Genomic DNA, 19,965 nt, shown 5'->3' with positions numbered 1-19,965 from the left:
TCGCGGCACACAGGGGGTAGAGGGTGTCCTCTCGCAGCCCGGGCGACGGCAGCCCGTCCAGACTCGAGCGCATACGTACTTCACTGAACTCGTGGAAACCACGCGTCGTCAAGGTGGCGCTCGCTTCCGTTGCAGTTCTCGGCGTCGCTGCCGAAGTGATTGAGCCATTGGGAAACTTCCTCAAGGGGCAACAGTTCCTCGGCGGATCCTTCGCCGCATTCATCGCACTCATACTCTTCGATGCAATCAGTGATTCCGAGCCGCAAGAAGTTTCGGGTGTCCACGTTTATACGGACCTGGAAGAACTGCGCGCCCCGATGAAGGAAGCATTCGAGGCACGGCACGTGCGCATAGATTTCTCGGGCTTTTCAATGCAGACGCTTCTCGATCTGCTCAGGCCGCATCTCATACGGCTCGGCGCTCAAAAAGTCCACACACAAGAACTTAAACTGTGCCTGATTGTGGCTCATCTCAATCATCCACTGAGCCTTCCGGGAAAGCTCGAAGCCGCCCCGGACACTGCTGGGCTACCCACCGGAATACTGCACTTTGGAGACTCCGCAGAGAACCGGGAACGCATGCGGGAGAAGTTCACGGTACCCAACTGGAACGACCTGAAAGGACTTCTTGATCGCGTACACGAAAAGAACCCGCACATCATCATTTCATGCGAGGTCCGGGAGTCACCGCAGGTCCCCGAGCGGAAACTCTATATCCTCAACCAGGAGAAGGTTTTCGCGGTACCGTATGGCATCAGACAGGCCAATGTGAACTGGCACGGAAACGACTTTGAAATCCTCGATACCGAGGGTTTCGGGCTGGCATACGGAGACGTAAAGATCACCGGGTGGGACAAAAGGTCCACCTCGCGATCAACCCAGAAGATAGCCGAGCATCACATGGAGTGGTACCGGAATCTATGGGATGTGATGGGTTATATCAAGCCCGCGAATCCCGTGATCGCCGATCCGCTCTGGATGCCGCGCCAGCCAAGAAGTACGTGCTAGGAAAAAGCGTCGAGCAAGTCCCACCAAGAATCAAACCAGGCCTGCCAGTTCTCCATGAACACAGATCCGGTGGAGTTGGGATCCCCCTGGTCGTTGACGTGCCGTATGAGGGTGGAGCCGAGGCCCAGGACGTCCAGGGCGTCGATCTCGGTGTCATCGTCCAACAGGATCGAGCGCCTGACCACTTGGTACGGGCCGAAGAGCGCCTCGACGTCCTGCAGCATGTAGAGCTTGAAGGCAGGAGCCAGAGGAACCCACCGGACCTCCACGCTCACGGACGACACCAGCCCTTCCGTCTCCAGATCCCGCAGTGCCGCTCGCAGCGAAGACGTGTGCCGACGGGTGATGTCGCGCAACCGTTCCTGGAGCCGGCGATCGATCTCCGTCGTGTCTTCCTTGCTTCCAGCCGACTTGTTGGCCCTCGGATACGGCAGATCGACCGTGTCGGCAGGCAGCAGCATCCGCAGCTCGATGCTCTCGGGGCCGATCTCCCCCAGGCGGATGCGCTCCGCCTGAAGCCGGATGTGCGCATCGAGGCTCTCCGACGTGAGCGTGAAGACATCGAGGCGCACCGACGGCTGGGCGAAGGCGCGCTGGATGAAGGGCCCGAGCGCGGCCCGCAGGCGCGGCGTCGAAGGCGGTTGGATCAGCGAATGTATCGGCGGCTCCACAACCCATGTGCCGCTGCCCTGACGGGACTCGACCCACCCTTCGCTCTTCAGCTCGGCAAGCACCCGCTGCACGGTCTCACGGGACACCCCGAACTCGTCCGCGAGCGCCCGCTGAGTGGGCAGGTGCGAACCCACGGCGTACTTTCCGTCCACGATCCGCGTGCGCAGCGTCTCCAGGAGGGAAGAGCCCCTCCCTACGCCGTCCCCACGTTCCGCGCTCACATCGCGACCGTACCTCTCCTGCGCCAATAACGAACCAATTCAAGTCACATCGGTCTGACTGTTAAGCGATCAAGCAGTCAGGGCACAACCAATCCAAGGCAATCAGTCCAATTGGACCGGTAGTTGATCGGTCTTCGGAAGTGGACAGGGCTGGGGTCCCATGCTGGTCATCCAATTGGTGGGGTCAGTCGCAGCTCTGGTGCTGCACCAGCTCACGCAGACGCCCTACGAGATGGTGGCCGTGCTGGGCCTCATCCTGATCGGCATAGGAGTCGAGGCCCGCAGCTCGGGGTGTGCCGGCGCCGGCACCATACTTCTGATGCTGGCCTTGACGGTGCGTCAAGCCTGATCCCTCAACACCCGCAACACCGGCAACAGCGACCCGACGACATGCAGCGCGCCCGCATCTCGCAGCTGTTTCGCCTTGTACTCGTTACGCGCGTAGCCCAGGAACGGGACTCCGGCCTCCTCGGCGGCCCAGTAGTCCGTGGGGGCGTCGCCGATCATCAAGGCCGCCGACGGTGCCGCGCCCATCGCGTTCAGGGCCCGGTTGAGGGTGTGGGGGTTCGGCTTGAGGAGGTTGAGTTCGTTGGTGCGGCCGTACACGCGGTGGGTGAAGCAGTCGGCCAGGCCTCGTTGGGCGAGGTAATCCGTCACCGTGCGGGGCGAGTTGTTCGTGGCCACGGCGAGCCGGCTGCCCACCGCCGACCATGTACGTATCAGCGGATCCGCGTACGCCGTCGGCATCGCGGACGTGACCGCCTTGAGCTCCTGCTGGGTGAGTCTCTCCTCCAGCTCCGCCACCAGGTCGCTGTTGGGGTGGCGGCGGTTGACGGCGTAGAGGACCACCATGGGGTCGGGATGGCCCCGTTCCTCCTCGGTGAGCAGCCCGCGCAGGCCCTGGCGGGCCAGCCAGTCGACGAGTTCCTTCGCCACCTCCTCCGCCGTGTGCCCGGCGAACAGTCGGCAGATCGGGCCGTCGAAGTCGAACAGCACGAAGCGGGCGTCGGTGATCAGTTCTCGCAGGTTCTCTGTCTCTGCTGTCACCGGATCAGTCTGCGTCGTATCACTAGTCACTAGGAGAGTGTCAGGTCCGTCGTGATGGTTTCCCAGAGGGCGTCGAACCACTTCTGGGATTGCTCGACGAACGCGGCGTCCCGTTGACCGGCCCGCTGCTCGAAGGAGAAGAGGAGCGACTTGCCGCCCAGGGTGTCGTACATCTCCAGGGTCTCGCTGTCCCACTCCTCCTCGCGCTTGGTGATCATGTAGTACGCGATGAGCGCCTCGGTGCCGTTGAGCAGGTAGAGCTTGATGGGTGGCGTGAAGGGCAACGCGCGGAAAGAGACACGCACGTCGATCCCGTGGGTGGAGCGCAGGGCCTGGAGGTTGTGCTTCAGGACGTGGCCCTGGGCGTTGCGCTGAGCCAGCCAGCGCTGGTGTACCGGGTCGTCGTCACTGCGACCCTCGACGGGCACGGGGAAAGCGAGCGCGATCTCCCGCGACGGCAGCAGGACACGGACGTCGATCGACTCGGGGCGCACCTCGCCCGCGTGAATACGACGGAGGGGCTCTCCCAAGGCCAGCATCAGGGTCTCGGCGGTCAGACACGCGGCGTCGATGCGGACATGCTGATCCGCGAACGCCTCGGCGAGCCTCGGCGCCAGAGCCACCATCGTCGGCTGCGGTCGCTCCGACACCGGCGCGGGCGCTTCCGCGATCCTCGGCGGGCTCCCCTTGCTCACGTTGGTCAGCAGCCCGTCCTCCTGGAGGGCGCGCAGGGCCTGGCGGACCGTGCCGCGCTCCACTCCGAACTCGTCGGCGAGTTCGGCCTGGGTGGGCAGGCGGTCCCCTGCCTTGAGGTCGCCGGCGCGGATGCGTTCCCGCAGGATGTCGGCGATCTCCTGGGGCGAGAGCCTTCTGCTGCCGTTCACTGCCACGTTCTCCTGGGTCACGACCAAACGCTACAACTCGGATCCATCTACGGGGAGTTGTTTGTGACTTGTTTATAAGGTGGTACCAAGTGGGGATAACTTAGACGGAGTTGGTTGCCAACTTAGCCTAGTTGGCGGAGGTTTTGCTTCCGTGGTTCCAACCAGTTCCAACCGGCACCGCCCATGCACCGCCCCTGCTCCACCACGCTCCACCCCGTCTCCATCATCACCACCGCCTCCACCCCCCACCGCACCGCCGCACCGCGCACCGTCCCGCCCGCGAAGCACCGAAGGGGGAAACACCGTGCCTGTCCTCGCCCTCCTCTCCGCCGTCTTCGTCGTCGGCATCGAGCAGTCCATCCAGGTGAAGTACGGCGTCACCGGCATCATCGGGCTGCTGCTGCTCACCGTAGGCCTCAAGGCGAAGAACCCCACGATCAGCTCGATGGGAGCCGTCGTGCTCGCTCTGCTGGTCGCCGGACCCGCTCTATGAGCGGAAACGCACAGGTCAGCAAGGCAAGAACAGTAGTGCAGGCAGTACCAGCAGTAACTCCGTGGGAGACGGTCAGTCCGTGAGCACCAGCTCCGAACTGATCGTCTCCCACAGTGCGTTGAACCACAGGTGCGACTGCTCCACGAACGTCGTGTCCCGCAGGTCGGCGCCCTGCTCGAAGGCGAACAGCATGGACTGGGTGCCCTCGGCGTCGTACATCTGCAGCTGCTCGTCGTCGATCTCCTCCTCACGGCGGGAGAGGGTGTAGTACGCGAAGAGCGCCTCCGTGCCGTTGAGCAGGTACAGCTTCACCGGCGGAGTGAAGGGCAGCGCGCGGAAGGTGACCCGGACATCGATGCCGTGCGTGGCCCGCAGCGCCAGCAGGTTGTGCTTGAGCACCCGCCCCTGCGCGTTGCGGTTGGTCAGCCAGCGGCGCTGCAGCCGACCGTCGTCCGCGGGGTCCACCGGCGTCGGGAACGCCAGGTCGATGTCGTCGCTCGGCAGCAGGATCCGGACGTCGACCTTGGCCGGTTTCAGTCGCCCGGCGTGGATCTGACGCAGCGGCACGCCCAGCGCGATGTTGAGGGAGATCGAGGTCAGGCAGAGGGCATCTATCTCTACGTGGGTGTCGGCGAAGGCCGCCTCTATGCGCGGGGCCAGTGCCACCATCGTCGGCAGCGGCGGGGCCCCGGGGCCGGAAAGCGCCCTGGTCAGGCCCAGGTCGGGGGCGACGGTGGCGGGCGCGCCCTTCGACACGTTGGTCAGCAGGTGCTCCGACTGCAGGATGCGCAGCGCCTGGCGTACGGCGCCGCGCTCGACGCCGAACTCGACGGCCAGCCTGGCCTGCGTCGGCATGCGCTGACCCGGTCGGAGCGCACCCGACCTGATACGCGCGCGCAGCTCGTCGGCCACCGCTTCATGTGATCGCTGTGGCCGCTGTGACCTCGTCCGTCCATTGACGGAAGCGTGTTTCGGGTCCACGACCAAACACTACAACTTCCCGCCATCTTTGGGCAGTTCCAGGGAAGGTGGTTATAAGACGCTTCCAAGCGGAGATAAGTAGAGTTGAGTTGGTCGCCAACTTGAGCAACATGGTCAAACTTGGAGGGATCGAAATGCCACCCGTCGCCCTCGTTCTCGCTCTCGTGATCGCCTGCGTCGTGTTCTCCATCGGGCTCAAGGCCAAGAACGGCCTGATCAGCGGTGCGGGAGCACTCATTCTCGTCATGTTGCTCGCCCAGGCGGGCTGACACCGAGTCCGGCTGGCCGGGCTCCCTTCCGGAGGGGAGCCGGGAGCCCGGTCAGTCTGCACAGCCACAACTGAACACCGACAACTGAACAGCTCCAACAGCACTGCCACAGCTCAACAGCACAGTCACAACTGAACAGCACACCTACAACTGAAGAGCACAGCTACGGATGAGCGCCAACCGTCCCCGGGAGAAAGGGGCTTCAGAACATGTCCGGGCACCAAGGCCGCCTGGACGTACGCAGCAGGGCGTCGGTCTTTCGGCCGGCGCCCGCTTGTTCTTCCCGGGCCAGGCCCAGCGCCGCCAGCCGTACCGCCGACTCGTCGCCCAGCCACAGCCGGGCCAAGTCCGCGACGTCCAGGGTGAGTTCGGCGGTCTCGCGCGTCGGTGTGCAGGACGCGCCCTCCGGTGACGCCTCGAGCCGGTAGCGGCCGGCCGTGAAGCCCGCCCGGTCGGTGACCTCCAGGACGACGGCGCCGGTCCCCTCGTACGAACGCGACTGCAGAGCCCGTACGACATCCAGGATCCGCACCCACAGCCAGTCCGCCTGCGTCGTGATCCTGGCCGCCCTCGGGTCGGGCAGGAGGTGCGGGAGGATGTCGTCGGGGGCGCGTGGGCCGGTCTTGACCTGGGTGACCCAGTCGATGGAGCAGAGGTAGCGCCACAGGGCGTGCTCGGCGGCCGGGGTCGTCGCGAACAGGTCCCGTACCGTCGCCGTGTCCAGCGGCTGCTTGGCGTCGCCCCAGGTGTCGTCCACCTCGTACACGGCGAGCCCCTCGACCGTGCCGTCCGCCGCGCGGTACACGGCGTAGAACGGCTCGGTCCACTTCGGGTCGACGCGCAGCGCGCCGGTGTCGAGCTGCCAGCGCCAGTCGCTGCGGCTGACCGCGCCGGGGGTGGCGCGGCGGAAGCGGTCGTGCAGTTCGGGGCCGAGTTTGCCCGCCTCGTCGGCGTCCACCAGGTCGATACGGGCGCCGTCGTCCGGGCCGGACCAGCGGCGGTCGAGGCCGGCCCGCGGGACGTCGACCGTCCACTCGGCCGTGGTGGTGGCGGGGCCGAAGCCGTAGCGGCCGTAGATCGGGTACTCGGCGGCGTTCAGGGTGGCCACGACGTCACCGCGCTCCTTCGCCGCCGCGAGGTCCCGGCCCATCATGCGGGTGAGCAGGCCGCGGCGGCGGTGGGTGGCGGTGACGGTGACCGCGGAGACGGCGTTGGCGGGGACGAGGGTGCCACCGGGGGCGGTGACCTCCTGCGCGAAGGAGCGGAAGGTCGCCACACAGCGGGATCCGTCGAAGGCGCCGAGATAGCGGTTGTCCTCGAACTGGCCCTGCCGGGCGTCGAGTTCGGACTGCGGAACGGCGGGTTCCCGCAGAAACCCGACCTTGACGGCCCGCAGCCACTCGGGGAATTCGGCCTCGGTGATCGGACGGACGTCTATGTCGTCGGCGGCTCGGCTCATGGGATCACGGTAGGCGGCGTGTGGTGGGGTGTCGCGCGGATTTCCCCCCACCCCACCCTCCCCTCACGTCAGCAGATCATCCACCTGTGCCTCGCCCTCCCGGTACCGCCGCGCGATCTCCGCACTGCAGTCGTCCGTCGTCCGCTGCAACCGCTGCCGCCTTCGCGACACCTGCTGCTCGTACCGGACCAGCCGGCCCATCGCCGTGTTGAGTTCGAGGTCCGTGCGGGCGGCCAGGTCGGAGAGTTCGACCTCGGCGAGCATGTCGGCGGCCAGGCGGCGGAACTCCTCGTTGTGCGGGGTGCCCAGCGTGACGTGGCGGGCCGAGGAGCGGTGGCGGGCCGGTGCGTCCGTGAGGATCTCCGGGAGGCGGTCCACCACGGACGCCGCCCCCGCGGGCGACCGGCGCGCCAGCTCCGCGCGCAGGATGTCGATACGGCCCTGCAGCAGCCGCCGGACATAGCTGAGGTCCGCCTCGTCGCGCTGGGCGTCCCGGCGCAGGGTGCGCAGCTCGGGCAGGTTCAGCAGGGTCAGGTCGTGCTCGGGCGGCTCGGCGGGCAGCCAGGCCCCGCCGTCCGGACTCTCGGTGCGCTGCACGGGCGGCCGGGTCGACGCCCGCTCCCCGGCGCGCGTCAGAGAGACGGGCGGCCGCCCGGTACTCGGTGTGCTCATGTGCCTCTACCGTCCCCTCGACCGGCTGGTGGAAGCATCGTGCCACCCCAAGTGGCCCTTATGTGACCGAGTGCCCCCGATCGGCCCCACATGGGGGGTTAAGGATCATTGAGAAGCCCCCTGCGGGGCGGTCGCGACCGCACGGCATCATGGGGGCATGCGTGCAGTGGTGCAGAGGGTGGACGGCGCGAGCGTCGTCGTGGACGGCGAGACGGTCGGGGAGATCAGCGGCGAGGGGCTGTGCGTCCTGGTCGGGGTCACCCACGAGGACACCAAGGAGAAGGCGGCCCAACTCGCCCGCAAACTCTGGTCGATCCGCATGCTGCACGACGAGAAGTCGTGCAGCGACATCGACGCCCCGCTCCTCGTGATCAGCCAGTTCACGCTGTACGGCGACGCCCGCAAGGGCCGCCGCCCCACCTGGAACGCCGCCGCCCCCGGCGACATCGCCGAGCCCCTCGTCGAGGAGGTCGTGGCCCAGCTCCGCGCCCTCGGCGCGACGGTGGCGACGGGCCGTTTCGGCGCCAAGATGCGGGTGTCCCTGACGAACGACGGCCCGTTCACGGTTCTGGTCGAGATCTAGGATCCAGGGTTCTACGACGGTTCTAGGGTTCTACGACCGTTTCCTGGGCCGCAGCCGTCGTGCCCGCCATCAGCGGCGCGTCCACGGCCACATTCCGCTTCACCAGCGCCAACGCCACCGGCCCCAGCTCATGGTGGCGCACGGACGTCGTAACGAATCCGATCTTCCGCCCGTCGGGTCCCTCGTCCGCGACCCGGATCTCGGTGCCGGCCGGCGGCAGGTGCACCTCGCTGCCGTCCAGGTGCAGGAAGACCAGCCGCCGCGGCGGCTTGCCCAGGTTCTGGACGCGGGCCACGGTCTCCTGACCCCGGTAGCAGCCCTTCTGCAGATGCACCGCCGTCCCGATCCAGCCCAGCTCGTGCGGGATGGTCCGGTGGTCGGTCTCGAAGCCGAGCCGCGGGCGGTGCTGCTCCACCCGCAGCGCCTCGTACGCCAGGATCCCGACCGCGGGGCCCGCCTTCTCGGCGTACGCCTCCAGGTCCGCGCGCGGCAGGAAGAGATCACGGCCGTACGACGTCTCCCGTACGACGGTCCCCTCCGGTACCTCGGCGATCGAACCGGCGGGCAGGTGGACGACCGCGAACTCGGCGGTGCGGTCGGCGACTTCGACCCGGTAGAAGAACTTCATCGACTCCAGGTACGCGATCAGCTCGGCCTGGGTGCCGGGCTCGACGTGGGCCCAGACCGTCTCGCCGTCGTCCACGAGGTACAGCGCGTGTTCGATGTGGCCGTGCGCGGAGAGGATCAGGGCCTCGGTGGCCTGGCCGGTCGGCAGGTCGCTGACGTGCTGGGTGAGCAGGAGGTGCAGCCAGCTGAGGCGGTCGTCACCGGTGACCGTCACGACCCCCCGATGGGACAGGTCGACGAAACCGGTGCCGTCGGCGAGCGCACGCTGTTCGCGGAACAGGTCGCCGTAGTGGGCGGCTACGCCTTCGTCCACGCCCTCGGCGGGGACGGCGCCGGGCAGGGACAGCAGAGGGCTCTTCATAATCCCCAAGCCTACGACTCGGTAGTTGAACTCTTGAGCTTGCCGGAGCAGTCCTGGCAGCGGCCGAAGATCGCGAAGTGCTTCATGTCGGTCTCGAAGCCGAACTCGCGGCGCAGCTTGGCCGTGAAGTCGGCGGCCACCGACACGTCGGCCTCGATCACGTTCTGGCAGTCGCGGCAGACCAGGTGGATGTGGTGGTGGCGGTCGGCGAGGTGGTACGTCGGCGCGCCGTGCCCCAGATGCGCATGGCTGACCAGCCCGAGCTCCTCCAGCAGCTCCAGGGTCCGGTACACCGTGGAAATGTTGACCCCCGACGCCGTCTTCTTCACTTCCGTGAGGATGTCGTCGGGGGTCGCGTGCTCAAGGGTGTCCACGGCTTCGAGCACAAGTTGCCGCTGCGGGGTCAGCCGGTAGCCGCGCTGCCGCAGATCACTCTTCCAGTCGGTGCTCACCACACCGACGAGTCTAGGCCTACTTGAAAAACGCGATGCCGTCGTCCGGCATGTCGTCGGGGAGGGCCTTCGCCCAGCGTTCGACGTCCTCCGGGGTGACGACCTTCTTCAGGTGGGCCGACATGTAGGGGCGCAGCTCGACCTCGGGGGTCTGCTTCTCGCCGACCCACATGAGGTCGCTGTTGACGTAGCCGTAGAGGCGCTTGCCGCCGGTGTACGGGCCCGAGGCGGCCGTGCGGGCCACCGCGTCCGTCACCAGGTCGATCTGCGGCTTCTTGTCGGCCAGCTCGCCGTACCAGACCTCGACGACACCGTCGTTGCGGACCATCGTCACCTCGACCTTGCGGTCGGCGTCGATGCGCCAGAAGCCGGACTCGGACTCCAGGGGCCGGACCTTGTTCCCGTCGTTGTCCAGCACCCAGGTGTGGGAGTGGTACTCCAGGAAGTCACGGCCGTCGTGGGTGAAGCTGACCTCCTGGCCGAAGTTGCACTTCTCGGCGCCGGGGAAGTCGTGCACGCCCGCGCCGGCCCAGTTGCCGAGCAGGAAGACGAGCGGGACGAGGTCCTTGTGGAGGTCGGACGGGATCTCGATCATGAGGGGCGATTCCTAGAGGGGGGTCAGCGCTGGCCCTGGTACAGCTTCTTCACGGTCAGCCCGGCGAAGGCGAGCACGCCGACGCAGACCAGGACCAGCAGGGTTTCGAAGAAGATCTCCACGGGGGTGCTCCTTGTCGAGCGGAGGTGCTGTACGTACACAGGGCCGGGCCCCAGCTTACGCGGCCGGGGCCCGGCCCTCCGTGTGAGGTACTACCCGCTGCCGGGGCTCAGCTCAGCAGCTCGCTCTGCAGGATGACCGTCTGCTGGAACGGGACCGCCTTCGCGGCGCCCTTCCGGGACTGGACGACCATGGCGAGCACGTCACCGGCCGACAGATAGGCCTGCCGGACCTGCTCTTTGCCGTACGGCTTCGACTCCGCGTACACCGAGTACGGGATCGACTCGACCCGGGCCGCGGACGGGAAGTCCTGGTCGGCCGCGAAGTCGCCTTCGCCGCGCAGGGAGTAGCCCGGGCCGCTGTACGGGGCGATGTCGCCGGAGAAGAGATCGTCGACGACGACCGCGGTGTCGAACTGCAGCAGGTAGACGCGGGTGCGGGTGCCGTCCGGCGTCGTCCAGCCGCGGGCCGCGATGTGCCGCAGGCCGTTGTCCTTGAAGTTCTGCCGCAGCGCGTCGACGCGGTCCTTGCCGGTGAACTGCGCGAGGAAGTCCTTCGTCGGCAGCCACCCATCGGCTCCGCGCAGCGCCTTGTCCTCGCTCGCCCCCTTGGGCGCGGGCAGGACCAGGGCACGCAGGTCGGCGTAGTGGGCCCCGGCCTTGTTCTCCTCGGCGAACGGCCCGGGACTGCCGGAGGGCAGCGGCGGCTTGGTGAGCGTGGGATAGTCCCACCGCCCGTCCGACACGGTCCCGAGCCCGGGCACGTCCGTCCGCTCCATCCCCGCGATCCCGTACGCCGTCCCGGCCCCGGCCGCCGCGAACACGACGACGGCAGCGGTCCACCGCAAAACGGCCCGCAACACCCGCCGGTCCTTCTTCGGAGAAGCGGGCGGTACGAGGGGCAGGACGTCCGGGGATACGAGGGCCGGGGCGTCCGGCGGTACGAGGGGCAGGGCGTCCGGCGGTACGACGGGAGCCGCGCCCGGCGCCACGGCGGGAGGCACGCCCGGCGCCACGGCAGGAGCCGCGTCCGGCACCGGCGGGACCTCGGTCTGCTCCGGGGTCACATGAGGCTGAGGCGCCTCGGTCTGCTCCAGCACCACGGCCGGCCGAGACTCCTCAACCTGCTCCGGCACCGCGGGCGCCTGGAGCTCCCCGGCCTGCTCCGACACCACGGGCGCCCGGAGTTCCCCGGCCTGTTCCGGAAGCGCGTCCGGCTGTGGTGTCTCGGTCTGCTCCGGCCCCCCGGGGCCGGTCTGCTGCTGCTCGGTCATACCGCCTCCCCCGGCTCGGCGATGCGGTCGAGCTGTTGCTTCACCAGCGTCGCCACACTCTTCGTCTGCATCGGCTTGACGCTGCTCGCGGTCACCGTGACCAGGACGTCGCCCACATAGGCCGAGCAGTACATCTCGTCGAGCTTCTCCTTCTTGTCGGCCGGCGCCAGGAAGCAGCCGGCGTCCTTGTGGCCCTTGATCTTCGGGCCGGCACGGAAGATGCCCAGCGCGTCGAGGAGCTCGTTCTGGGCCTCAGAGATGTCGCGGACGGCCGCCTTGTTGTCCATCCGCGTCAGCTCGATGCTGACGATCGAGGCGTGGTCGGTGTAGATCGGCGAGCTCTGGTCCGTGCTGACGTAGCTGCGCATCGCCACACCCTCCAGCCGCTGCTTGTCGATCTGCTTCTCCAGCTCCTTGCGCTGCGTGCGCGGCAGCCCGCTCAGCGACTCCTTGCGCAGCGCCGTCGCCTCCGCGCCGCTGAGCTCGGCGTCGGACCCGTACTGCGCGATGTCCGGCCCCCGGCTCCAGCCGTCCGAGCCGAACGGGACGAGCATCCCCGACAACCCCTTCGCGGAGGCCGCCTTCGCCTTCTCGGCGTCCGCCTTGGGGAGGTGCCACACCGGCGCCCCCGCGTCCCGGTCGGCGCCGTTCACGGTCACGACCGTGTAGCCGACGCCCGCGACGAGGGCCACGGCGAACAGCGCGGAACCGGCGACGGCGACGACCCGGCCACGCCGGACGGGCTTGTCAGCCTTGTCGGCCTGGTCGGCGGGTGCTTCCGGCGCGTCCGCGGACTCGACGAGCTCGACCGGCCCGACCTCGCCGACCGGCTGGTTCTGGTTCTCGCTCACAGCCGCTCCATCTGCCGCTTTGCCAGGTCCATGATCGTCTTCTGCGGGACCGGCTTGCTGTCCCAGACGAAGATCTCCAGGGCGATGTCACCGCGCCAGGCAGCCGCCTCCGCGTTGTACTGCGGCAGATAGCCCGCCTCGGTCTCGGGCCGGGAGTCGACGTACACCATGCCCTTCCCGGTGCCCGGGATCGGCCAGCTGCGGGTGCCCTTCTTGGACTGCCGCCAGTACTGCTGGTCGTCGACGGTCTCGGAGGCCTCCAGGCGCTCCTGCTGCCGGTACTGGACCAGCCGGATCTCCACGCCGTACGTGCTGCCCACCGTCCAGCCGGTGACGGCCGCCCGGCGGAACTCCTCGGAGACGAGGTCACCGAAGACCGACTGCGGATGGTCGTAGGTCTCGGCGTAGGCGGCCAGGTCCATCCAGCCGTCGTCGCCCATCAGATAGTCGGCGTCCTTCGCACCGGCCGGCTTCTTCAGCAGCAGCTTGCGCAGGTCGCCGTCGGTCTTCACCCGGCGGTCCTGGGCCGCGGACAGGGGCTCGGGTCCGTCACCCTTGGCCTGCGCGAGCACCGGCTGGGACAGCGAGGGCAGCTTCGTCGGCTCGCGGTCGGCCTGGACGAGATAGCCGGTGCAGGTACCGGCGACCACGCCGAGTACGGCGGCACCGGCGATGAGCAGAGTGGTACGGCCACGGCGGCGGGGTGCGGGCTGCGGCTCCTGTACTGACGTGTCCGGCACAACCGGTACAACCGGTGCGTCAGCTCCTTCTTCGGGTACTTCCAAGACGTCCCCCCACAAACGTGAAGCGCGCATTCCGTATGCGCGCGCACAGGAGACCCATGGCCGACGCACGAAGTTGTAAGGGCGTTGATTACGATTCGGCCATGGCGAAGAAGCTGGTGATCAAGGTGACGGCGGGGGCCGATGCCCCCGAGCGCTGCTCGCAGGCGTTCACGGTCGCGGCGGTGGCCGTGGCCAGCGGCGTCGACGTCTCCCTCTGGCTGACCGGCGAGTCGGCGTGGTTCGCGCTGCCGGGCCGGGCGGCCGAGTTCGAGCTGCCGCACGCGGCACCGCTGCCCGACCTGATCGACTCGGTCCTGGCCGCCGGCCGCCTCACCCTGTGCACGCAGTGCGCCGCCCGCCGGGACATCACGGAGAAGGACGTCATCGAGGGCGTACGGATCGCCGGCGCGCAGGTCTTCGTACAGGAGGCCCTCGCCGAGGACACCCAGGCCCTCGTCTACTAGGGCCTCGACATCCTCGCCATCAGGTGCTCGACCAGCGCCAGGAGCAGGTCGCGGCCGACTTCCCTGCTTCTCATGTCGCCCATCACCAGGGGCACTTCGGGACCGAGGGTGAGGGCGTCGCGGACCTCCTGTTCGGCGCGGTCGACGTGGCCGTGGAAGCAGTTGACCCCGATGACGAAGGGGATGCCGCGGCTCTCGAAGAAGTCGATGGACGCGAAGCTGCTCTCCAGCCGCCGGGTGTCGGCCAGGACGACCGCGCCGAGGGCACCGTGGACCAGGTCGTTCCACATGAACCAGAAGCGTTCCTGGCCCGGGGTGCCGAAGAGGTAGACGACCAGCTGGGGGTTGACGGTGATGCGGCCGAAGTCCATCGCCACCGTGGTGGTGGTCTTGTCCTCCACCCCGCCGGTGTCGTCGACGCCCTCGCTCGCGACGGTCAGGTACTCCTCCGTGTGCAGCGGCGTCACCTCGCTGACCGCCCCGACCAGCGTCGTCTTGCCCACGCCGAAGCCGCCTGCCACAAGGATCTTGACGGCCGCGGGGGGTGTGCTCGCGCGCACGCCCCCGGCGGCCGGCTCAGAGTCTGCGAAGACCATCTCTCACCGCTCGTAGAAGGTTCATGTCCGATTCGTTGCCCGCCGCCATGGCGATCGGCGGCCGGGTGGTGACCTGGCCGCGGGCGACCAGGTCGTCGATGAGGATCTTCGTCACCGACACCGGGAGGTTCAGCCCCGCGGAGAGCTCCGCCACCGCCGCCGAGCCACGGCACTGCCTGAGGATCACGAGGTGCTCGGGCTGCAGACCGCGGGCGGCACTCCGGCCCGGGGCCGGGTCCACGGTCGTGACGATGGTGATCAGGGTGAGGTCGTCGCGGGCCGGTGCCGTCCGCCCCTGGGTGAGGGTGTAGGGCCGGACGGAGAGTTCCTCCGGGTCACCCGCGTCCGCCTCCAGGTCGTCCATCCAGTGGCTCACTCACGTACACCGCCCTCAAGGCTCACGGAGGCGACCCGGGCCTCGGTGCCGAGGCGGCGGCCCACCTGCTGCATGAGGGTGTGCATGGCCACGGCCAGTACCTCGGCCTCGACGTCCTGGGAGGCCACGACCGCGAGGTGGGTGCCGGCGCCCGCGGCGGAGATGAACAGCCACAGGTCGGCCATCTCGACGATGACCTGTTGCACCGGACCGCCGTTGAACAGCTTCCCGGCGCCGCGGGCCAGACTCTGCTGGCCCGTGGCCACCGCGGCCAGGCGCTCGGCGTCCCGACGGGCGATGGAACGGGACTGGCTCACCACCAGCCCGTCGTCCGACAGCACGATCGCGTGCTGGGTTCCGGGAACCTGTTCGACCAGGCCATCCAGCAACCAGTCGAGGTCCTGATGCGTGGCGGTCGTTCGCTGTGTCATGGTCAGTCTTCCGTAGAGGTCCGTCTGCGATGCGGCAGGATCCCGGGGCGATCCCGGTCTCCGGCTCGGTGATCCGCTGTGCCGTCCCGGTGTTCGGCCGGACCGGCGGCTCGTTCGGTCGTGATGTCCCGGTCGGCCAGGGCCGAGTGCGCGGCGAAGGCCCCCTGCCGGGCGATCCTGGACTGGCGCTGGAAGGCCCCGATCGTCGCGCCCGAGCGGGCCGGGCCGCCGACGCGGACCGTCGGCCGCTCCTCGGCTTCGGCCGGCCGCACGTCCGCGGCCGGGTCGCGCAGTTCGTCGACGAGGCTGGCCATCCGCACCCGCTTGGGCAACGGCTCGGTGCTGGGCAGGTGGGGCTCCGGCGCGTCGGGAAGGTGCGGCGCCGTCCCGGTCCGCCCGGGGATCCGCCGCACGCCGCCCAGGGCGCCCCGGCCGGACCCAGGGCGCGGGGCCGTGGCGGGGGCGCCGATGTGCGCGGTGGGCGCGGTCCGCGGCATCGGCGGCACCCGGTCCGCGGACCCGGCCGCTGCGCCAAAGGCCCCGGCCGCGACGCCGACCGGCTCCGGGGCCGGCTCGACCGCGGCGTCGTCGAGGACGAGTTCCTCGGGGATCAGGACGACCACCCGGGTGCCGCCGAACGACGAGGGCCGCAGCTCCACCTGGAGTCCGAGACCCTGCGCCAGCCGGGCCACCACGTACAGGCCCAGCCGGACGTCCTCGGCCCGCGACAGCACGTCCATCCGGGGCGGGTCGGCCATCAGCCGGTTCGCCTCGTCGTACTCCTGGGGCGCCATGCCCATGCCGCGGTCCTCGATCTCCACGGCGAGCCCGCGCCCCACCCGGGACGCGTACACCTCCACGGGAGTCGGCGGCTTCGAGAACGTCACCGCGTTCTCCATCAGCTCGGCCAGCACATGGACCACCAGGCCCACCGCGCGCTCGGCCAGCCAGACCCGGCCCTCCACCTCGATCTGGACCCGCCGGTAGTCCTGGACCTCGCTCTGCGCCGAGCGCAGCACGTCCACCATCAGCACCGGCTTGCGCCACTTGCGCTGCGGCTGGCCGCCGCCGAGGATCACCAGGTTCTCCTCGTAGCGCCGCAGCCGGGCCGTCAGGTGGTCGAGGTCGAACAGGCCCTCCAGCACCTCGGGGTCCTCGTGCCGGCGCTCCAGTTCGTTGAGCTTCTTCATCTGCAGCCCGATCAGCAGCTGCGTACGGCGGGCGATGCGCTGCAGCAGCTTCTCGAACCCGCGGAACTGGCCGACCTGGGTCATCGTGGTGTCCAGCGCGCTGTGCCGGGCGAGGTTGAGCGCCTGCCCCAACTGCCCGAGCTCGTCGTCGCTGTGCGGGATCGGCGGCAGTTCGGCGTCGGGGTCGACCGCCTCGCCGCGCCGCATCCGCTCCACCACGGACGGCATCCGGGTCTGCAGGTCCAGCGCCGCCTGGCGCAGAGCGAAGATCCGCCGCCGCAGCATCCGGGTGAGCAGCAGGCTGATCACGACGACCAGGACGACGGCCGCCGCGTCCAGGGCGCTGGTGACGATCAACTTCATCTGCATCGAGTGGAGTTCGTCCGCGATGGAGGCGTTGATGATGAGCCAGTAGGCCTGGTTGAACTTCTGGAGCTGGGGGGCGATCTGGGTGATCGCGCCGCTCCACTTCTTGGCGAGCGAGGCGGACACGGAGCCGTCGGCGGACGCCGATCCGTGCAGGACGGCCTGTTCGCTCGCGGTCTTCTGCTTCCAGGCGCTGCCCGACATCAACTTGTCGTATCTGGCCGCCTGGTCGGCGGGCAGGTTGGGCAGCACCTTGGCGGAGTAGATGAAGTCCTGGGAGCCCACCAGCTCGGCGAGCTGGCCGCGTTCGTCGTCGGAGAGGTGGCCGGTCGCGGTGGCGCGGGTGACGATCGCGTTCTCGCGCGCGACCATCTCCATGCCCCAGATCGCGTCGTTGGCGGGCCGGATGCGGTAGTCGACGTCGGCCATGCCGAGGTAGCTCATGGTGGAGAAGAGCTTGAGGTCGGCGGAGATCAGCGAGGTGTAGTCGTCGTAGGTCTGCTGCTGCGTGGCGGTGCGGCGGTCGACGGCCTCGCGGTAACTCTCCAGCTTGCCAAGGCTCTTGATCACCGCGGCGACATCGCGGTCGAGGTCGGCGGGGCCGTCCCAGCCGGTGCTGGGCAGCGCCAGGACCAGTTTCGCCGTCGCGTCGGTGCGCTCGCGCTGGGCGGCGAGCTGGGAGCGGTACGTGTTGGGCTGGGCCAACGCGGCGCCGCTGAGCCGGCGTTCCTCCTGGAGGCTGTACCAGACCTGGGCGACCTTGACCGAGGACTGCTGCGCCGAGTCGCTGCGGTTCTTCTGCGTCCGCCAGTCGCTGTACAGCTGCACGGAGGTCGTCGACCACAGGGCCACCAGAGCCACGCAGGGCACCAGCGCCAGCACCAACAGGGCTGTGCGCAGGGATAGTTGACGGCTCCCCCCACCGTCCGTACGACTCTGCCTCTTCGACGCGCGCGCATGCACTGCCACGGATGTCCCCAGCGTGCTCGGAGTGACGGACCCGTTACGGTCCGCTCGACGGGCGAGATGATACCGCTTGAGGAGATTGTGTAAATATGGCCGGACCAGATCGTTCTAGTCATACGGCCGAGGCTCAGCCTACAGCCGTCGTGCGGATCAGGATGCGAAGTCCGAAAACAGATACGCGCAAGGCCCTAGAACGATTTAGTGGCTCCCGCTAACGTGTGCCGCCAGCCCCCCTCACGAAACCCTCACGACGTACCGCGCACCACAGAGGAGCCGCCCCGTCATGTGCCGAGCCGACGAGAACGAACCCTGCCTCCACGACCACCCGTCCCGCCGGAGCCTGCTGGGTGCCGTGACGGCCTCGGCGCTGGCCGTCGCCCCGCTGATCGCCGCATCCGCCGCACCGGCCGCGGCTGCGACCGACACCTCCACCGACGCCGCCGGCGCGGCCCTGTCGCTCGTCCTGCTCGGCACCAACGCCGGGCCGCCGCCGCTGGCGAACCGCTACGGCATCTCGTCCGCCCTCGTCGTCAACGGCAGGACGTACCTCGTCGACTGCGGCCGCGGCGCGGTCACCCAGTACATGCGCGCGGGCCTCTCACTGCCGTCGCTGACCGGCATCTTCCTGACCCATCTGCACGCCGACCACATCGTCGACTACTACGCCTTCCCGCTGCTGGCCGCGGGCGCGGCCGGGACCCAGGGCTTCCAGACGACGGTGTCCGTGTACGGCCCCGGCGCCACCGGGATCTCCTCGACCGTGGCCGGCGCGCCCGGACCCATACCCGGCACCGTCGAGATGACGAAGCTGGCCGGTCAGGCGTACGCCGCCTCGCCCACGTTCTTCATGACGGAGCACGCCGGTATCGACCCGGCCACCCTGCTGGACGTCCACGACGTCCTGCCGCCGGACAGCGCCGGCGCCTCCGCGACGGACACCGCGCCCGCCATGCAGCCGTTCACGGTCATGGAGGACGACAACGTCAAGGTCACAGCGATCCTCGTGCCGCACGGCGCGGTCTTCCCGGCCTACGCCTACCGTTTCGACACCGACCACGGCAGCGTCGTCTTCTCCGGCGACACGGCTCCCACGCCCAACATCATCACGCTGGCCCAGGGCGCGGACGTACTCGTGCACGAGGCCGTCTACCCGGCCGGGCTGCTCGGTCTCGGCCTCCCGCAGGCCCTCGTCGACCACATCCTGGCCACCCACACCGACGTGGCGAAGCTCGGCGCGATCGCCGCCGCGGCCGGTGTCGGCACCCTGGTCGCCACCCACCTCGGCCCCGGCGACCCGGCCACCGTCCCCGACGCGACCTGGCGCCGTCTGCTGCGCGACAGCGCGAGCAGCGCCGGGTACGGCGGTCGTATGGTCCTGGGCACCGACCTGCTGCGCCTGCCCGTGAAGCACACGAGCTGACGGGACGGCACAGGCGCCGGCGGACTACTGGCCCGGCTTACCGACCCCGCTCACTGGCCCCGCTTCTTGCCGTCCAGCTCGTCCCACCACTCGTCGGACTTCGGGTCGCCGGAGGGATCGTCCCACCAGCGGTCGTCCGGCCCCCGCCGGTTCGCGACCATCGCGGCGAACGGCGGGATGACCATGGCGACCACGCACATGGCAACGGCCGCCGGAACCGACCAGATACGCACGACCCCCCAGGCCAGGACGAAGAGCCCGATACAGGTCCCCATCATGGCGAAGTACACGCGCCGCCGCCGAGCCAACATAGGTCCAGGGTAGGCCGGGCCACGCGCGTCCGGCACGGGCAGCGAGGGCCGAAACACCCGCATCGACGCAGGCCCACCGACGCGTCAAGGAGGCACCACGCGACGCCGACCTGCCAGCGTGCCTCCAGGTAGGCCCGGGCATGGCGAAGGGCCGTACTCCGAGGAGTACGGCCCCTGCGGTGTTCAGGTCTCAGACCGCGATCGCGACCTCGGCCAGGCCGCCCTGCTGGGCGACGACCGTGCGGTCGGCGGTGGCGCCGGGGACCAGCGCGCGGACGGTCCAGGTGCCCTCGGCCGCGTAGAAGCGGAACTGGCCCGTCGCCGAGGTCGGGACCTCGGCCGTGAACTCACCGGTCGAGTCCAGGAGACGGACGTAACCGACGACGGGCTCGCCGTCCTTCGTCACCTGGCCCTGGATGGTGGTCTCACCGGGCTTGATCGTCGATGCGTCCGGGCCGCCGGCCTTCGCTCCGCACATGTCTTTCTCCAGATT

General features: G+C 68.9%; 25 protein-coding genes. 7 read left to right on the top strand and 18 right to left on the bottom strand.

Features of this window, described 5'->3' with window-relative positions; all coding sequences use genetic code 11:
* Positions 1–23: 23 nt before the first annotated feature.
* On the top strand, positions 24–1,007 hold the full coding sequence (locus ABZ848_RS40470; RefSeq protein ID WP_360840156.1) for a hypothetical protein: 984 nt from the start codon (positions 24–26) through the stop codon (positions 1,005–1,007).
* On the opposite strand, the gene ABZ848_RS40465 is transcribed toward ABZ848_RS40470, so the two are convergent.
* A complete protein-coding gene (locus tag ABZ848_RS40465) occupies positions 1,004–1,900 on the bottom strand; it encodes a winged helix-turn-helix domain-containing protein (RefSeq protein ID WP_360840155.1) in 897 nt (298 codons plus the stop codon). The genes ABZ848_RS40470 and ABZ848_RS40465 overlap by 4 nt on opposite strands.
* A 160-nt stretch (positions 1,901–2,060) precedes the next feature.
* Here ABZ848_RS40465 and ABZ848_RS40460 point away from each other — a divergent pair, with 160 nt between their 5' ends.
* Complete coding sequence (locus ABZ848_RS40460) at positions 2,061–2,249, top strand: hypothetical protein (protein ID WP_360840154.1); 189 nt, start codon at positions 2,061–2,063, stop codon at positions 2,247–2,249.
* On the opposite strand, the gene ABZ848_RS40455 is transcribed toward ABZ848_RS40460, so the two are convergent.
* Complete coding sequence (locus ABZ848_RS40455) at positions 2,240–2,977, bottom strand: HAD family hydrolase (protein WP_360840153.1); 738 nt, start codon at positions 2,975–2,977, stop codon at positions 2,240–2,242. The two genes, ABZ848_RS40460 and ABZ848_RS40455, sit on opposite strands and share 10 nt — an antisense overlap.
* A complete protein-coding gene (locus tag ABZ848_RS40450; protein WP_360840151.1) occupies positions 2,977–3,858 on the bottom strand; it encodes a GntR family transcriptional regulator in 882 nt (293 codons plus the stop codon). The genes ABZ848_RS40455 and ABZ848_RS40450 overlap by 1 nt, the downstream gene beginning before the upstream one ends.
* Positions 3,859–4,135: 277 nt before the next feature.
* Here ABZ848_RS40450 and ABZ848_RS40445 point away from each other — a divergent pair, with 277 nt between their 5' ends.
* The gene (locus tag ABZ848_RS40445; protein ID WP_242765236.1) at positions 4,136–4,324 is read left to right on the top strand and encodes a hypothetical protein; all 189 of its coding nucleotides are present in this window, start codon (positions 4,136–4,138) and stop codon (positions 4,322–4,324) included.
* 72 nt (positions 4,325–4,396) lie between these two features.
* On the opposite strand, the gene ABZ848_RS40440 is transcribed toward ABZ848_RS40445, so the two are convergent.
* A complete protein-coding gene (locus ABZ848_RS40440) occupies positions 4,397–5,311 on the bottom strand; it encodes a GntR family transcriptional regulator (protein WP_360840150.1) in 915 nt (304 codons plus the stop codon).
* A gap of 128 nt (positions 5,312–5,439) precedes the next feature.
* Between ABZ848_RS40440 and ABZ848_RS40435 the strand changes: the two genes are divergently transcribed.
* Entirely contained in the window at positions 5,440–5,574 is a 135-nt protein-coding gene (locus tag ABZ848_RS40435; RefSeq protein ID WP_278196049.1) for a hypothetical protein, read from the top strand.
* Positions 5,575–5,776: 202 nt separating this feature from the next.
* Here ABZ848_RS40435 and ABZ848_RS40430 read toward each other — a convergent pair whose 3' ends face one another.
* Both ABZ848_RS40430 and ABZ848_RS40425 read right to left on the bottom strand, forming a co-directional pair.
* Positions 5,777–7,033 carry a GNAT family N-acetyltransferase gene (locus ABZ848_RS40430; protein ID WP_360840149.1) on the bottom strand — a complete coding sequence of 419 codons (1,257 nt, stop codon included), beginning with the start codon at positions 7,031–7,033 and terminating at the stop codon, positions 5,777–5,779.
* A gap of 63 nt (positions 7,034–7,096) precedes the next feature.
* Positions 7,097–7,705 carry an aerial mycelium formation protein gene (locus tag ABZ848_RS40425; RefSeq protein WP_360840147.1) on the bottom strand — a complete coding sequence of 203 codons (609 nt, stop codon included), beginning with the start codon at positions 7,703–7,705 and terminating at the stop codon, positions 7,097–7,099.
* Positions 7,706–7,862: 157 nt separating this feature from the next.
* Between ABZ848_RS40425 and dtd the strand changes: the two genes are divergently transcribed.
* Positions 7,863–8,288: a D-aminoacyl-tRNA deacylase gene (gene dtd, locus ABZ848_RS40420; RefSeq protein WP_360840145.1), complete on the top strand. Its 426-nt coding sequence runs from the start codon at positions 7,863–7,865 to the stop codon at positions 8,286–8,288.
* Positions 8,289–8,310: 22 nt separating this feature from the next.
* On the opposite strand, the gene ABZ848_RS40415 is transcribed toward dtd, so the two are convergent.
* The 6 genes from ABZ848_RS40415 to ABZ848_RS40390 all read right to left on the bottom strand — a co-directional run bounded on the left by ABZ848_RS40415 (position 8,311) and on the right by ABZ848_RS40390 (position 13,307).
* Complete coding sequence (locus tag ABZ848_RS40415) at positions 8,311–9,276, bottom strand: folate-binding protein (protein WP_360840144.1); 966 nt, start codon at positions 9,274–9,276, stop codon at positions 8,311–8,313.
* Between the two features lie 11 nt (positions 9,277–9,287).
* The gene (locus ABZ848_RS40410; RefSeq protein ID WP_242765228.1) at positions 9,288–9,731 is read right to left on the bottom strand and encodes a transcriptional repressor; all 444 of its coding nucleotides are present in this window, start codon (positions 9,729–9,731) and stop codon (positions 9,288–9,290) included.
* A gap of 16 nt (positions 9,732–9,747) precedes the next feature.
* Positions 9,748–10,323 (bottom strand): FABP family protein, encoded by a 576-nt coding sequence (locus ABZ848_RS40405; protein ID WP_360840142.1) that lies wholly within the window; start codon positions 10,321–10,323, stop codon positions 9,748–9,750.
* Positions 10,324–10,552: 229 nt separating this feature from the next.
* Positions 10,553–11,347, bottom strand: coding sequence for a hypothetical protein (locus tag ABZ848_RS40400; protein WP_360840202.1), 795 nt, complete (start codon positions 11,345–11,347; stop codon positions 10,553–10,555).
* A 365-nt stretch (positions 11,348–11,712) separates the two neighbouring features.
* Positions 11,713–12,567 carry a hypothetical protein gene (locus ABZ848_RS40395; RefSeq protein ID WP_360840140.1) on the bottom strand — a complete coding sequence of 285 codons (855 nt, stop codon included), beginning with the start codon at positions 12,565–12,567 and terminating at the stop codon, positions 11,713–11,715.
* A complete protein-coding gene (locus ABZ848_RS40390; protein WP_360840138.1) occupies positions 12,564–13,307 on the bottom strand; it encodes a hypothetical protein in 744 nt (247 codons plus the stop codon). The genes ABZ848_RS40395 and ABZ848_RS40390 overlap by 4 nt, the downstream gene beginning before the upstream one ends.
* 146 nt (positions 13,308–13,453) lie before the next feature.
* Between ABZ848_RS40390 and ABZ848_RS40385 the strand changes: the two genes are divergently transcribed.
* The gene (locus ABZ848_RS40385) at positions 13,454–13,816 is read left to right on the top strand and encodes a DsrE family protein (RefSeq protein ID WP_242765224.1); all 363 of its coding nucleotides are present in this window, start codon (positions 13,454–13,456) and stop codon (positions 13,814–13,816) included.
* Here the strand turns inward: ABZ848_RS40385 and ABZ848_RS40380 are convergent.
* Genes ABZ848_RS40380 through ABZ848_RS40365 form a run of 4 tightly spaced genes read right to left on the bottom strand, consistent with a single transcriptional unit; the run spans position 13,813 to position 17,744 of the window.
* Positions 13,813–14,412 carry an ATP/GTP-binding protein gene (locus ABZ848_RS40380; RefSeq protein ID WP_360840136.1) on the bottom strand — a complete coding sequence of 200 codons (600 nt, stop codon included), beginning with the start codon at positions 14,410–14,412 and terminating at the stop codon, positions 13,813–13,815. The two genes, ABZ848_RS40385 and ABZ848_RS40380, sit on opposite strands and share 4 nt — an antisense overlap.
* Positions 14,393–14,776 (bottom strand): DUF742 domain-containing protein, encoded by a 384-nt coding sequence (locus ABZ848_RS40375; protein ID WP_360840201.1) that lies wholly within the window; start codon positions 14,774–14,776, stop codon positions 14,393–14,395. The genes ABZ848_RS40380 and ABZ848_RS40375 overlap by 20 nt, the downstream gene beginning before the upstream one ends.
* Positions 14,777–14,784: 8 nt before the next feature.
* Entirely contained in the window at positions 14,785–15,219 is a 435-nt protein-coding gene (locus ABZ848_RS40370) for a roadblock/LC7 domain-containing protein (RefSeq protein ID WP_242765222.1), read from the bottom strand.
* Between the two features lie 2 nt (positions 15,220–15,221).
* Positions 15,222–17,744 carry a nitrate- and nitrite sensing domain-containing protein gene (locus ABZ848_RS40365; protein WP_360840134.1) on the bottom strand — a complete coding sequence of 841 codons (2,523 nt, stop codon included), beginning with the start codon at positions 17,742–17,744 and terminating at the stop codon, positions 15,222–15,224.
* Between the two features lie 280 nt (positions 17,745–18,024).
* On the opposite strand from ABZ848_RS40365, the gene ABZ848_RS40360 reads away from it, so the two are divergent.
* Positions 18,025–19,161, top strand: coding sequence for an MBL fold metallo-hydrolase (locus tag ABZ848_RS40360; RefSeq protein ID WP_360840132.1), 1,137 nt, complete (start codon positions 18,025–18,027; stop codon positions 19,159–19,161).
* Positions 19,162–19,211: 50 nt separating this feature from the next.
* Here ABZ848_RS40360 and ABZ848_RS40355 read toward each other — a convergent pair whose 3' ends face one another.
* The gene (locus tag ABZ848_RS40355) at positions 19,212–19,472 is read right to left on the bottom strand and encodes a DUF3099 domain-containing protein (RefSeq protein ID WP_360840130.1); all 261 of its coding nucleotides are present in this window, start codon (positions 19,470–19,472) and stop codon (positions 19,212–19,214) included.
* Between the two features lie 190 nt (positions 19,473–19,662).
* Positions 19,663–19,950 (bottom strand): DUF1416 domain-containing protein, encoded by a 288-nt coding sequence (locus ABZ848_RS40350; protein WP_003991226.1) that lies wholly within the window; start codon positions 19,948–19,950, stop codon positions 19,663–19,665.
* Positions 19,951–19,965: the final 15 nt, after the last annotated feature.

It is taken from the genome of Streptomyces sp. NPDC047081 (assembly GCF_040643775.1).
GTDB lineage: Bacteria > Actinomycetota > Actinomycetes > Streptomycetales > Streptomycetaceae > Streptomyces.
This window is presented reverse-complemented; position numbering and strand designations above follow the sequence as displayed.

What these genes read in the sequence shown, in the direction of transcription:
- ABZ848_RS40460 (WP_360840154.1), top strand. Translation starts at nt 2,061, where the DNA reads ATGCTGGTCATCCAATTGGTGGGGTCAGTCGCAGCTCTGGTGCTGCAC.
- ABZ848_RS40435 (WP_278196049.1), top strand. Translation starts at nt 5,440, where the DNA reads ATGCCACCCGTCGCCCTCGTTCTCGCTCTCGTGATCGCCTGCGTCGTG.
- ABZ848_RS40430 (WP_360840149.1), bottom strand. Translation starts at nt 7,033, where the DNA reads ATGAGCCGAGCCGCCGACGACATAGACGTCCGTCCGATCACCGAGGCC.
- ABZ848_RS40425 (WP_360840147.1), bottom strand. Translation starts at nt 7,705, where the DNA reads ATGAGCACACCGAGTACCGGGCGGCCGCCCGTCTCTCTGACGCGCGCC.
- dtd (WP_360840145.1), top strand. Translation starts at nt 7,863, where the DNA reads ATGCGTGCAGTGGTGCAGAGGGTGGACGGCGCGAGCGTCGTCGTGGAC.
- ABZ848_RS40415 (WP_360840144.1), bottom strand. Translation starts at nt 9,276, where the DNA reads ATGAAGAGCCCTCTGCTGTCCCTGCCCGGCGCCGTCCCCGCCGAGGGC.
- ABZ848_RS40405 (WP_360840142.1), bottom strand. Translation starts at nt 10,323, where the DNA reads ATGATCGAGATCCCGTCCGACCTCCACAAGGACCTCGTCCCGCTCGTC.
- ABZ848_RS40385 (WP_242765224.1), top strand. Translation starts at nt 13,454, where the DNA reads ATGGCGAAGAAGCTGGTGATCAAGGTGACGGCGGGGGCCGATGCCCCC.
- ABZ848_RS40380 (WP_360840136.1), bottom strand. Translation starts at nt 14,412, where the DNA reads ATGGTCTTCGCAGACTCTGAGCCGGCCGCCGGGGGCGTGCGCGCGAGC.
- ABZ848_RS40375 (WP_360840201.1), bottom strand. Translation starts at nt 14,776, where the DNA reads ATGGACGACCTGGAGGCGGACGCGGGTGACCCGGAGGAACTCTCCGTC.
- ABZ848_RS40370 (WP_242765222.1), bottom strand. Translation starts at nt 15,219, where the DNA reads ATGACACAGCGAACGACCGCCACGCATCAGGACCTCGACTGGTTGCTG.
- ABZ848_RS40360 (WP_360840132.1), top strand. Translation starts at nt 18,025, where the DNA reads ATGTGCCGAGCCGACGAGAACGAACCCTGCCTCCACGACCACCCGTCC.
- ABZ848_RS40355 (WP_360840130.1), bottom strand. Translation starts at nt 19,472, where the DNA reads ATGTTGGCTCGGCGGCGGCGCGTGTACTTCGCCATGATGGGGACCTGT.
- ABZ848_RS40350 (WP_003991226.1), bottom strand. Translation starts at nt 19,950, where the DNA reads ATGTGCGGAGCGAAGGCCGGCGGCCCGGACGCATCGACGATCAAGCCC.